At 71.1% G+C, this 11,943-nt stretch carries 15 protein-coding genes; 3 read left to right on the forward strand and 12 right to left on the reverse strand.

Going from position 1 to position 11,943, the window contains the following annotated elements; translation table 11 throughout:
- Positions 1-32: 32 nt before the first annotated feature.
- The 9 genes from R6U01_RS01505 to R6U01_RS01545 all read right to left on the reverse strand — a co-directional run bounded on the left by R6U01_RS01505 (position 33) and on the right by R6U01_RS01545 (position 7,736).
- Positions 33-209, reverse strand: coding sequence for a hypothetical protein (locus tag R6U01_RS01505; protein ID WP_410284691.1), 177 nt, complete (start codon positions 207-209; stop codon positions 33-35).
- 136 nt (positions 210-345) lie between these two features.
- Positions 346-915 carry a dihydrofolate reductase gene (locus R6U01_RS01510; protein ID WP_410284692.1) on the reverse strand — a complete coding sequence of 190 codons (570 nt, stop codon included), beginning with the start codon at positions 913-915 and terminating at the stop codon, positions 346-348.
- Complete coding sequence (thyA, locus tag R6U01_RS01515; protein WP_410284693.1) at positions 915-1,943, reverse strand: thymidylate synthase; 1,029 nt, start codon at positions 1,941-1,943, stop codon at positions 915-917. Before thyA ends, R6U01_RS01510 begins: the two co-directional genes overlap by 1 nt.
- Positions 1,944-2,572: 629 nt before the next feature.
- Entirely contained in the window at positions 2,573-2,971 is a 399-nt protein-coding gene (locus R6U01_RS01520) for a hypothetical protein (protein ID WP_410284694.1), read from the reverse strand.
- A gap of 66 nt (positions 2,972-3,037) precedes the next feature.
- On the reverse strand, positions 3,038-4,228 hold the full coding sequence (locus R6U01_RS01525; RefSeq protein WP_410284695.1) for a hypothetical protein: 1,191 nt from the start codon (positions 4,226-4,228) through the stop codon (positions 3,038-3,040).
- Entirely contained in the window at positions 4,229-4,624 is a 396-nt protein-coding gene (hisI, locus tag R6U01_RS01530; RefSeq protein ID WP_410284706.1) for a phosphoribosyl-AMP cyclohydrolase, read from the reverse strand.
- A 192-nt stretch (positions 4,625-4,816) separates the two neighbouring features.
- Positions 4,817-5,284: a GNAT family N-acetyltransferase gene (locus R6U01_RS01535; RefSeq protein WP_410284696.1), complete on the reverse strand. Its 468-nt coding sequence runs from the start codon at positions 5,282-5,284 to the stop codon at positions 4,817-4,819.
- Positions 5,281-6,660 carry a DUF92 domain-containing protein gene (locus R6U01_RS01540; protein ID WP_410284697.1) on the reverse strand — a complete coding sequence of 460 codons (1,380 nt, stop codon included), beginning with the start codon at positions 6,658-6,660 and terminating at the stop codon, positions 5,281-5,283. Before R6U01_RS01540 ends, R6U01_RS01535 begins: the two co-directional genes overlap by 4 nt.
- Positions 6,661-6,956: 296 nt before the next feature.
- Entirely contained in the window at positions 6,957-7,736 is a 780-nt protein-coding gene (locus tag R6U01_RS01545; RefSeq protein WP_410284698.1) for an HAD-IIA family hydrolase, read from the reverse strand.
- A gap of 143 nt (positions 7,737-7,879) precedes the next feature.
- Between R6U01_RS01545 and R6U01_RS01550 the strand changes: the two genes are divergently transcribed.
- Positions 7,880-8,653 carry a GTP cyclohydrolase III gene (locus tag R6U01_RS01550; RefSeq protein ID WP_410284699.1) on the forward strand — a complete coding sequence of 258 codons (774 nt, stop codon included), beginning with the start codon at positions 7,880-7,882 and terminating at the stop codon, positions 8,651-8,653.
- Between the two features lie 95 nt (positions 8,654-8,748).
- Positions 8,749-8,985: a hypothetical protein gene (locus tag R6U01_RS01555; RefSeq protein ID WP_410284700.1), complete on the forward strand. Its 237-nt coding sequence runs from the start codon at positions 8,749-8,751 to the stop codon at positions 8,983-8,985.
- 169 nt (positions 8,986-9,154) lie between these two features.
- Here the strand turns inward: R6U01_RS01555 and R6U01_RS01560 are convergent, their stop codons facing one another.
- The gene (locus R6U01_RS01560; protein WP_410284701.1) at positions 9,155-9,361 is read right to left on the reverse strand and encodes a hypothetical protein; all 207 of its coding nucleotides are present in this window, start codon (positions 9,359-9,361) and stop codon (positions 9,155-9,157) included.
- Between the two features lie 106 nt (positions 9,362-9,467).
- Between R6U01_RS01560 and R6U01_RS01565 the strand changes: the two genes are divergently transcribed.
- Complete coding sequence (locus tag R6U01_RS01565) at positions 9,468-10,295, forward strand: SDR family NAD(P)-dependent oxidoreductase (RefSeq protein WP_410284702.1); 828 nt, start codon at positions 9,468-9,470, stop codon at positions 10,293-10,295.
- Positions 10,296-10,334: 39 nt separating this feature from the next.
- Here R6U01_RS01565 and R6U01_RS01570 read toward each other — a convergent pair whose 3' ends face one another.
- Both R6U01_RS01570 and R6U01_RS01575 read right to left on the reverse strand, forming a co-directional pair.
- On the reverse strand, positions 10,335-10,916 hold the full coding sequence (locus R6U01_RS01570) for a PadR family transcriptional regulator (RefSeq protein WP_410284703.1): 582 nt from the start codon (positions 10,914-10,916) through the stop codon (positions 10,335-10,337).
- 73 nt (positions 10,917-10,989) lie between these two features.
- The coding region (locus R6U01_RS01575) for a lycopene cyclase domain-containing protein (protein WP_410284704.1) at positions 10,990-11,943 on the reverse strand (954 nt) is incomplete at its 5' end.

Here is an 11,943-nt window from a genome sequence, read left to right on the forward strand (position 1 = left end):
GCCCCGCCGGCGTCGCCTCGCGGTCGAGGCCGTCACCCCGGCCAGCCGCCCCGCATGTCGTCGGTGACGCGGTCGCGCCACGTCTCGAAGGCGTCCCGGCACTCCGGGGCCTCGTCGATGTGTCGCACGAAGCCCGCGCCGGCAGACGCCAGCTCCACCTCACAGAACGGGCACTGCCTCGGTTCTATCGTCGACTCCGGTAGTGGCATGACAACACATAACACAGTAAGGCATCAAAAATCTTTCCTCCGTGCAAGCATTCGTGTCTATCGCATCGGAAGATCGGTGTTATCCGCTCTATTTCTGGTGAAACGACAACCTATCGACCGGAAATCGGGACTCGTTTCACTCGCTCGTTCGCTCGTACGTGACGAACGCAAGCTCGCCGTCGTCGTCGGACTCACCGTCCGCGACGACCTCGCAGTCGACGGCTTCCCACGCGTCGGCGTCCCAGTCCGGGAAGCGCGTGTCGCCGTCGGGGCGCTCGGGGACCTCGGTCAGCACCATCCGGTCGGCGCGGTCGAGGAACTGCTCGTAGACGGCGGCGCCGCCGATCACGTAGGCCTCCTCGACGCCGCGGTCCGCGGCGTCGGCGGCGGCGAGCGCGACCGCCTCGTCGACGTCGCCCGCCGCGACGGCGCCCTCGGGGAGGTCGAGGTCCCGCGTGGTCAACACGACGCTGGTGCGGTCGGGGAGCGGGCCGCCGATCCGGGCGGCGATGCTCTCGTACGTCGTGCGCCCGACTATCACCGGGTGGCCGGTCGTGAGCCGCTTGAAGTGCGCCAGGTCCGCCGGGTAGTGCCACGGCATCCCGCCCTCGTCGCCGATGACGCCGTTCTCGGCGACCGCGGCGACGACGACGAGGTCGACGTCGGCGGTGTCGCCGCCGCCGTCGGGGGGCGCGTCCTCGGCCATCACTCCGCGACCGCGAACGAGATCCCGTCCGCGGAGTCGTAGTCGACGAGCCGGACGTCATCGTAGGTCAGCTGATCGAGCGGCACGTCGGCGATCTCGATCCGGGGGCGCTCGCGGGGCTCCCGCGAGAGCTGTTCGAGCAGGCCGGGGACGTGGTCGTACCCCTCCTCGCTCTCCGCCTCCTCGGGGGCGGTCCGCTCGACCCAGTCCTTCACGTCGAGGTAGTCGGCCTTCGTCTCGACGGTCGCGAGCCGCTCTTGGACGTACGGGAGGTTGTTCGCGTACCACGTCCCGCGCTCGCCGCGGCCGCAGTAGACGTGCGCGTCGACGACGGTGTGACCGAACTCCCCGACCTCGAAGCCCGTCCGCTGCGCGAGCGCGTTCGCGAGCAGCGCGTAAGCGGCGATGTTGAAGGGCACGCCGAGCGCGATGTCGCCCGAGCGCTGCGTGAGGTGGAGGTTCAGCCGGCCGTCCTGGACGTTCACCACGAACGAGTAGTGACACGGGGGGAGCGTGGAGGTCGCGGCGTTGGCGGGGTGCCAGGCGTTGACGACCATCCGCCGCGACCGGGGGTTCTCTCGAAGGGTGTCGAGGACGTACCCGATCTGGTCGAACGTCCGGCGCTCGGTCCCGTCGGGACCCTCCTCGACGGTCACCCAGCGGTGGCCGTCGTCCGGCCACGTCTCGCCGGGAAGGGCGGCCTCCTCCTCGGGCACCGGATACCGACGCCAGAACCGGCCGTAGGCCGTGTCGAGCCGCCCCTCGTCGTCGGCCCACGCGTCCCAGATCTTCGTCTCCTCGCTGAGGGTCCTGACGTGCTCCTCGCCGGAGAGGTACCACAGCACCTCGTGGATGAGCGAGTTCCAGCGGTAGCCGTCCATCTTCTTCGTGGTGAGAAGCGGGAACCCCTCCGCGAGGTCGACGGTGTACTGCCCGCTGAACGACGCGATCGTGTCGACGCCGGTCCGGTTCGGCTTGTACGTGCCCGTCGACAGGGTGTCGTCGACGAGATCGAGGTACTGTTGCATGGTGGTCGGCGTCGCCTCCGTCCGACGAGCACGCGAGGCGACTGTCTATCGACTTAAACGTGCGGCGGAAAGTAAGTGTGTCGCGACCGAATTGCGGGGAGGCGCCTACACGCACGCCGGCGTCGAACGGCGATTTATAAACAGTCGAAGCGGTGGCGCGCCTCCGAGTGGTCGCCGACGGCGACCGCGAGGAGCCCGCGAGGGAGTCAGTCGCCTGGAGCAACGCGGAGGGCGACTGACGAGGCTGGGGAGGCGTGAGGCTGCGGTTGCGGTGCGGTCGGGGTGGGGACTCAAAGGGGCAGGCGTGAGGAGCGCGGAGGCGTTCACGAGAGCAGAGCTCTCGTGAGCCAATCAGAACGCGGAGCGTTCTGATGACGACACAAGCACCGCAGGAACGAGCGGAGCGAGTGACGAGGGGCGCAGCGAGCCGCGCGAGTAGCGAGGGCGACCGAAGGGAGCCCTCGACTGGCGAGCGGCCGGTAGGCCGCGAGACCCCCGCGGCTGGGGCTTTGGAGATGTTCTCCGCCGATCCAGTATCAACAGTTTACACATAAGCGACCGGAGCGCCGGAAATTTTCACTCCGTCATCGATGACGTATAAACAACCGCCAACAACTCCCCAATCCGATTTATATCGCCGTCACCCAGGCCCGGTAGTCGTCGTCGAGCTCGTACACCTCGCGGAAGGCGCGCTCGATGAACCCCGCGACGCGGTTCGCGTCCGAGCGCGCGGTGACGACCGCGTTCGTTCCCTCCGCCTCCTCGGGACTGACGAGCTCGTCGATGCGGAACTCGGGGAACTCGCCCAGTAGGTCCTTCAGCCGCTCCAGCTCGTCGTCGGTGCAGTCCATGACGAGCTCCGTGCTGGCGAGCTGAATCCACGGAGGCAGTTCGCCCCCGTCGGTGGCGTCGCTGTCGGGGTCGACGTCGACGGTCATCACGTCGCTCGACCGGGCGCGGTGGGCGGCCGCCGCGTCCGCGAACAGCTTCAGCCGCTCCGCCTCGGTCGCGGCGTCGAATCGAGTCATACCACCACGTCCGTGCCGCCGGCTCTTGAAAGGACGCGACTCTCCGAGGGACGGTTTTAAACGCCGCTACCGATCCGTCTCCGCCAGCACGTCGTCCACGACGTCGAGCGTGCGCTCGGCCTCGCGCACCCGGTCGTCGATGGCGCCCGTTCGCACCAGCCGCAGCTCGGGGTCGGCGAGCGCGTCGCGCACCTCGGCCGCGCGGCGGAGCCGCTCGTACTCGTCGTCGCGCGCGAGGTCGCGGACGGCGCGCAGCGTCGCGACCGTCTCGTCGGCGGCGACCCGCGCGACCAGCGGGATCAGCTCGCCGATCTCGTAGGCGAGCGCGTCGCCGCCGGCGGGCGGCCAGTCGAGCGTCAGCGGCTCCCCGTCGAGCCGCTCGATGTAGGTGCGGTGGACGGCGACCGCCGTCCGGAGCGCGCCGGGGTCGTCGACGTAGTGCTCCAGCTTCGAGTTCGAGTAGTCCGCGTACTCCAGCAGGGTCGGGAGCGGCTCCGTCCCGGCCTCGTACTCCGCGACGTACTCGGCTAAGTCCGTCGGCGGCACGTCGACGTCGACGAAGGGGGTCGCGTCCGCGCGGTCGAGGAAGGCGAAGACCTCGCGGGCCGACGCGGATTTATAAAAGGCGTCGAACGAGTCGCGGACCGCCTCGTTGTACGTCGCGATCGGCTCGCGGAGGCGGTCGACGTCGGCGTCGAGGTCCGCGTCCGCCATCGACGCGACCTCGCGCAGCTCGTCGAGTCGGTCGGCGAGGGACTGCCGCGCCTCGCGCGCGGCCTTGCGCGCGGCCCGGTAGTCGTCGACCGCCTCGTCCCGGTCGGCGAGCAGGTCGACGTACTCCCCGGCGGGCTCGAGCGCCTCGCGAGCCGCCTCGAAGTCGCGCTCGGAGAGCCGCTTCTTGTCGACGGCCTCGTCGGCGGCCGCGAACGCGTCGGCCGCGAGCGCGTCGTCGTCCACGTCGACCGCGTTCGCGAACTCGCCCTCGAACCGGACGTAGGCGGCGAAGTCCCCGCTGCCGACGGCGTCGTCCTCGTACTGGTCGAGCACGCGGTGCGCGCGGCGATACGTGTCCGCCGCGGCCTCGACGCGGTCCCGACCGAGGTCGGCGATCCGGGTCTCGATCCGGCGGAGCTCGTCGTAGCGCTCGCGGAGCGTCGCGGCCGCCTCGCCGGCCTCGCTGACCGGGCCCGACTCGGTCGCCGCGTCGCTTCCCGCCGCACCGTCCTCCGTCGGGTCGCCGCCGGCCGCACCGCCCATTCAGTACACCTCGTCCGGGTCGAAGACGCGCTCGCCGACGCGTTCGCCGTCGATCGTCCGGTGGAAGCACGAGCGGTGACCCGTGTGACACGCCGCGACGTTCTGGTCGACGAGGTACAGCAGGGTGTCGGCGTCGCAGTCGACGCGAACCTCGCGGACCGCCTGCGTGTGGCCTGAGGAGCCGCCCTTGTGCCACAGCTCGTCGCGCGACCGGGAGTAGTAGTGCGCCTCGCCCGTCTCGCGGGTGCGGTCGAGCGCCTCCGGCGAGACGTACGCGAGCATCAGCACCTCGCCGGAGTCGGCGTCCTGGGCGATGGCCGGGACGAGCCCGTCCTCGCCGAAGTCGACCTCGATCGACTCGGCGGCGTCCTCGTTCGTTTCGAGGTCCTCGCCCACGGCGGCGTCCTCGCTCGCTTCGGGGTCCTCGCCCGCTTCGGGGTCCTCGCCCGCTTCCCGGGCCGCGTCGGCGTCGCTCATGTCTCGCTCCAGGCGCGGGGCTCGAATAGTCCTTTTGTCTGTTCTCGTTCCGGGAGGGTCGGCGCGAGCGTCGGCGGCCCCGGAGCGCGATCGACCCGGGGCGCCCCGACGCTAGTCCCGGCGCAGCACGAGCGCGTCGCCGTCGGAGTACGCGTCGGCGTGCCGGTCGACGATCTCGAAGCCGAGCCCCTCGTACAGCGCCAGCGCGCCCTCGTTGTCGGGGTGCGCCTGCAGCGTCACGGGACCGTCGGCCTCCCCGATCGCGGCCGAGAGGAGGCCGCGGGCGCGCCCCTCGCGGCGGTAGTCCGGATCGACGACCAGCTCGGCGATGTGGACGCCGGGCCGAGTGGGGGCGTCGACCGGTAGCAGGTAGCCGACGGCGCGTCCGTCCGCGACGCTCACGAGCGCCGAGCCCACCGCGAGGCCGTACTCCAAGAGGTCCGGGTTCGGCTGCCGGAGGAACGACTGGAGCTCCCGGACCCGGTCGGCATCGGTCGGGCGGGCGGCGCGGACGCGCGGGTCGGGGGCGGTGGGACCCCCGTCGGACTCCCCGCGGCTGCCCTCGGACGAACCGGTCAAACCAGCACCACCCCGAGCGCCACCGCGACCGCCGCCCCGGCGAGCGTCGCGAGGAAGTTCACGGCCTGGTTGCCGACGCGGTCGCCCTCTATCGACGCGCCGAGGAGGCTGTCGACGGTCATGCCGACGACGCCGGCGAGGACGACGATCCCCCCGCCGACGACGAGGCCGCCGACCGGCATACCGACCGCGGCGATGCCGCCGACGAGGAGCGCGCCGGCGAGGCCGGCGACCTCACCCTGCCACGTGATCGCGCCGTCGGTGCCGGGCTCGACCCGGCGGAGGGTGGTGACGAGCCGGGGACCGTCGAACAGCCCGCCGATCTCCGAGGAGAGCGTGTCGGCCATCGCGGTGGCGGTCGCCCCGGCGAAGGCGAACGCGAACGGGGTGGCCGGCATGGCGACGTGGGGGGTGGCGGCGTAGCCGAGGAGCGCGACGAGCGCGACCGCGGAGTTCGCGAGCACGTTCCCGGTGCCGCGAGCGCCGTCGTTCTCCTGTGCGACGCCGCGGTCGGCCTTCTCGTCGAAGCGGTACTTCGAGGCGAGGCCGCCGACCGCGTAGAACGACATCAGCGTGAGGAACCACCCGACGCCGCCGAGCACGACGGCGAGCAGCGCCGAGAGCACCCCGGTCAGCATGCCGGGGACCGAGGCGGTGCCGAGCGCGAAGGAGATGTAGCCGAGCGCGACGGTCACGCCGAGTCCGAACGCGACGAGGGGGACGGTGACCGTCGGGTCGAGCGCGATGAACCCCCAGACCGCGAACGCGACGAGGATCACCGTGATGTGCGCGTCGCGGGCGAACACCAGCGACCGCACGAGCGCGGCCGTCAGCGCGGCCACTGACGCCAGGAAGGCCGCTTCGGGGAGCGCCGACGCGACGACGGTCACCGCGTCGCCCGGCGCGCCGGCCGACGACCCGGCGGGAGGCCCGGAGACGCCGAGCACCTCGACCTGCAGCAGCACGGCGACCTGTCCGGCGAGGGCCGCGAGCGCGCCGAGACCGAGGTAGCCGGCGACGAGCGGGAACTCGTCGGTCGTCGACCGGCCGACGATCTCCCGGCCGAGTCGCCCGCCGCCGACGGCGAGCGCCGCCGCGGCGAACGCCTCGTACGGGAGCGGGACGCGAGGGAGCGAGGCGAACAGGGCGAGGCCGGCGGCGGCTATCGAGAAGGCGACGAACCCGTAGAGCCGCTCTTCCTCCCGATCGCCCGGCAGCGCGAGCGTCTCGAACCACTCGCCGTCGCGGATCCCGAAGAAGGCGAGGCCGGCGACGGCGAGAAACGGCACGACGGCGGCGTCGCCGAGGGTCGGCGCGAGGGCCGCGAGCGCGGCCACGGCGGCGAAGGTGCTCGCGCGTCGGAGCCTCCGTATCACACCTCCGGCTACCCGGGACGAACACTTAACGGTCCCGACACCGGCCGGCGACGGCGGCGTCGGTCAGTACCGGTACTCGTTGAACTGGACCGCGTGGCCCTCGATCACGCGGACGGGGCGCTCGGGTTCCTCGGCCTCCTCGCCGGGCGCGTCCTCGTGCGTGCCAACCTTACTCATGGGCGAAGCGTAGCGACTGGTCCGTATAAATGTTGGCCACGAAGCGGAAGTGTCGAGCGCGTCGAGAGCGCGTGAGCGGGCGGAAACGACGGGACCGGGGCCGCGAACGTCAGAGCCGATCAGCCGAGGACGCGGTCGATGTCACCGAGGTCGTCGAGCACGTAGTCGGGGGTGACGCCGGCGGCGGCGAGTCGCTCGTCGTCGGTCACGCCGGACCTGACGAGCACCGTCGTCATACCCGCGCGCTCGCCGAGCGCGATGTCCGTGTTCAGGCGGTCGCCGACGACGAGGCACTCCTGCGGCGGGTACGGGAGTCGCTCGCGCACCATCTCGATCGCGGGGTCCGAGGGCTTGCCGAGGACGACGTCGGGCTCGCGCTCGGCGACGCCGGCGATCGCGTTGATCACCGCGCCCGACCCGGGCACGTCGCGTTCGGGGGCCGGGATGACCACGTCGGGGTCGGTGCCGATGAAGGGGACGTCGCGCTCCAGCGTCCACAGCGCGGTACAGAGGTCCTCGTAGTCGAACTCCCGGTCGATCGAGGCGACGAGGGCGTCGGCGGCGGCGACGTCGTCGGTCGTCGTGAGGCCGGCGGACGCGAACTGCTCGAGCAGTCCGGAGTCGCCGATACACAGCAGTTCGTCGTCGGCGTGGTGCTCGCCGAGGTACCGCGTCGTCACCGTCCCGGCCGTGAACACGCTGTCAACGTCGACGTCGTACCCCGCGGCGCCGAGGCGGTCGACGTACGCCGGCGGCGCTTTCGTCGGGTTGTTCGAGACGAACAGCGTCTCGATTCCGGCCTCGCGGAGTCGCCGGTAGCCGGCGGGCGCGCCCGGGATCGGATCGTTGCCTCGTACGACCGTGCCGTCCACGTCGAGGACGGCGCCGCTGAACTCCATGCCACCTGTCAGAGCGCCACGGTCGTAGTGGTTTTGGGCCGGAGCCGAGGCCGCACCGGCGGAATGGTACTCATATCCGGTACCGGTCCCAGCTTCGGGATAACGGAAGGATAAAGCGGCGCGCCTCCTAATTGAGAGGCACTGTGACGACGACCCAGGTGACCCTCGTCCAGATCGACAACTACGGCCCGTGGACGACGACGCCGGAGCCGCGTCGGGAGATGGATCTCCAGACGCTTCAGTCGCGGCTCTTCGCCGACATCGCCCAGTTCGTCGGCCACCGCGACGCGTACGTCTTCTTCACGCGCTTCGACAACATGATCGCGGTGACGAACGGCGTTGACGGCGCGGCCCACGCGGTGCTCCAGGAGTCGATCGGGAACCGGTATCCGGTGAGCATCAGCCTCGGCACGGCGATCGCCGAGCGACCGGTCGACGCGCTGGAGGCCGCGAACCGGCGGCTTCAGGTGGAAGGGAGCGCGCAGGACGAACAGCGGACCGAGGTCCTCGCCGGCGAGTACCTCACGGAGACGGCCGACGCGGACCTGCAGGTGGCGCACTTCGACGTCGTCAACGCCACCGGGAAGTACACCGACCGGATCAACGAGTTCGACACGTTCATCAACATCGAACGGGCGTACGCCGCCCTCATGCGGTACCTGCGAGAGCAGCACGGCGCGCTCTCCTTCTTCGTCGGCGGCGACAACATCATCTCCGTCTGCCCCGACCTCCCCGAGCGCGCGTTCGCCGACGCGGTCGCGCACGTCGAGACCGACGTCGGCGTGGAACTGCAGGTCGGCGTCGGCCGGGGCGCGTCCGCCCACGAGGCGGGCTTCGCCGCCAAGCACGCCCTGGAGGACTGCCGCCACGACGGGACGAGCGTGGAACTGTTCGGCGCCCCGGCGGCCGGCGACTGAGGTCGGGTCGGCCGCGCCGACCGACCCTCTCCGTTATTATCTCTGATAAACGCGGCTCCACGTTTATATAGACCGATAAGGTATCCTCCGGCAACATGTCCGATGAGATAGTGTTCGTCTGCACGGCGGAGGGCTGCGACGAAGGGCCCTGGGAGGGATCTCACGACGCGATGGCCCACTGCGCCGAACATCCCGACCACGGCTACACCGGACGACCGCGAGACGAGGTCGACGACGACACCGTTATCCCGGCGACGGCGACTCGAAAGCGGGACAATCGGAACCTCCAGCACAAGGGGCACCCGAAGGGCGCGCTCGCGCAGCACGACTGACGACGTAGAGAGCGGGCCACCGACGCCGTCCGCCTCCGCGACCGACGCGACGGCCCGCGAGTGAAGCGGCGGTCTGACGGTCAGCGGCGGTCGCCCGAGAGCCCGGCGCGGTTCAGTGCGTCCCGGCGCGGTTCGTATCGCTTTCCCGTACCGAGCCGCGTTCCGCTCCCTACGCGTCTTCGAAGAGCCCGAGGTCCTCCGCCACGAGGTCGGCGAGCCGGTCTTTCAGCACCGGATCGACCTCCGCGACCTCCTCGCCGTCGTGCTTCCCGTCGTTGTGTCTCTCGAGCGCGTCCGCCACGTCGGAGAGGGGGACGCTGGTCTCCGTCTCGCACTCGGTACACACGATCGGGACGGACGGTTCGTCTGTGGACATACGTCGGATGGTCGCAGGTGGGCGGTATATGCCTTCGGGAGCGCGGCGCGGGTCCGCCGCCGACCCGAACCGCCAGCGTCACCCGTCCCCGGTCGCTACCGGTCCCATGCGCGTTCTCGTGACCGGGGCGGCCGGCGGGATCGGCGGCGGCGTCGTCAGGGCCCTCGCGGCCGCCGACCACGACGTGATCGGGATCGACCGCGACGCCGCGGGGCTGGCCGCCCTCGCCGAAGCCACGGAGACGCATGCCGTCGATCTGCGCGACGGCGACGCGGTCGAGGCGCTGCTCGCCGACCGGGAGCTCGACTGCGTCGTCTCCTGCGTCGGCGGGTACGAGATCGCGGCGATCGAGGACACCAGCGTCGACGCGTTCCGCCGTCAGATCGACACGAACCTGACCGCGGTCCACACGGTCGTGCGGGCCGCCCTCCCGTCGATCCGCGAGCGCGGCGGTCGGATCGTCGTGGTCGGATCGATGGTCGGGTCGACCCCGCTTCCCTACCACGGGGCGTACAGCGCCGCGAAGGCCGGACTGCGCGGGTACACCGATGCCCTCCGCCGCGAGGTCGAACCCCACGGCGTGACGGTCGCGTTCGTTGAGCCCGGACCGGTCCCGACCGGGTTCAACGAACGCGCGGCGGCGGCGGTCGCGGACCGGCTCACCGGCGACGACGCCGAGGCATGGGTCCGGAGCCCGTACGCCGACGCCTACCGGGCGTTCGAGGGCTACGCGCCCGTCGCGACCGATCTGGAGACCGTGGTCGAGCGGGTCGTCGTCGCGGCCACCGCGGACCGGCCCCGGGCGGTCTACCGGGTGAGCCGCCGCGCTCGCTGGCTCCCGCGGGTGGCCGCGGTGCTCCCCGACCGGCTGTACGACCGCCTGATCCGCGCCGGGCTTCCCGGAGGGATACTCGGGCGGCTCATCGACCGATAGCGGCGGCGCAGCGGTGATTCGGCCGCGCTCGCGGCTCGCTCAGTGGTCGGGGTCGCCGCCGTCGGGGGCCGCGTCGCTCTCGACGGTCTCCTCCTCGCTATCAGCCTCGCGCTCGGCGGTGGCCGCCGCGTAGAACTCCTCCGGCGTGGCGTCGATCCGCTCGAACTCGCCGAAGTCGCGCTCGTGGTGGCGGATCGTCTGCTCGACGATCCACGCGCTGTACCGCTCGGAGTACGCCCAGTCGCCGTCGGCGTCGTCGACGTCGAATCGGTCGTCGGTGGCGAGCGCCGAGTAGAGGTGGTAGAAGCCGAGGACGACGTCGCCGAAGTCCTTCGCCTCCGCGCCGATCTCGCGGCGCTTCTCGGCCAGCTCCTCGCGGCCCGCGTCCGTGAGCGCGAAGTACTTCCGGTCCGGCTCGTCGGCGCGCTCGACGCGCTCGGCGAGCCCCTCCTCCTCGAACTTGTAGAGGATCGGGTAGACGGAGCCGTACGAGGGCTCCCAGTGGCCGCCGCTGATCTCGGTTATCTCGCCGAGCAGCTCGTATCCGTACCGGGGTCGCTCGTCGAGCAGCTCCAACACGAGATACGCGATCAGTCCCTTCGGCGGTCCGCTCTTCCGCATCGTCCCTCCCTTTCCGGGAGGATCGGAAAGCGTTTCGGTCGGACGCGGATCGGCGGTCGAACCGCGAGCGCGTTCACGCGTCGCTCGGAGACCCGTCGTCCGACTCGGCCGAGAGCGTCCGGATGCTCTCGTGAATGCCGAGGACGAGCGCCGGCACGACGATCATGAAGAGGTGCTCCTCGATCGGGATCCCGAACAGGTCGTACCCGGTGCGCATCGTGATCTCGAAGACGCCGACCTCCAGCGTGTACCAGTCCCAGAGGTACGCTATCGGATACAGGGCGGCGATCGTCCGGGCCGCCTGCCGGAGCGCGCCGGCGTAGCGGAGCAGGCCGAACGCGAGCGCGCCGAAGGCGACCTCGGTGGCGAGGTACGTGTACGGCCCGAATACGGTGATGTCTGGAAGCGGCGTGCCGGACAGCGGCTGGAACCAGACGGCCACGAGCAGGAGGGCCAGGAAGACGTAGGCGCCGCGGATCAGGAGCATCGTCGCGATCGTCGAGCTGGCCCGTCTGGCCACCAGCGCCACCGAGCCGAACGCGAGCGCCGCGGCCGGCGCCGACGGGGGAAACAGCCCGCTGACCGTCCCCCAGAGCACGCCGACAAGCCCGGTCATCAGCAGGGAGAACGCCAGCGTCCGGGCTCGCGCTCGGCCGAGCAGCACCGAGACGGTCCGCTTGTCGATCGACCGGTCGTACGCGTAGTCCTGTTCGTCGTCGATGATCTTCACCCCGGCGAGCGTCACGAGGAAGACGAGCGCGAATCCCAGTATCGTCGCGGTCATCGTGGCGGTCTGGACGTAGAACCCGCCGAGCAGCGCGAGCGCGATGCCGGTCGGGTACCCCAGCGTCGTGGTGAACGGGTTCGTGTCGAGCTGCGGCGCGTGGAGGTACCCGATGAACCAGGTCGGCAGGGTGACGAGCGCGGCGCCCGGACCGACGAGCGCGCCGAGCGCGAGCGTACAGGCGGCGAAGCCGACGCCGGCGGCGAGGAGGGAGAGCCGGCAGCCGCGGACCGTCATCGGGTG

The sequence above is a fragment of the Halorubrum sp. genome, from assembly GCF_046498025.1.
GTDB lineage: Archaea > Halobacteriota > Halobacteria > Halobacteriales > Haloferacaceae > Halorubrum.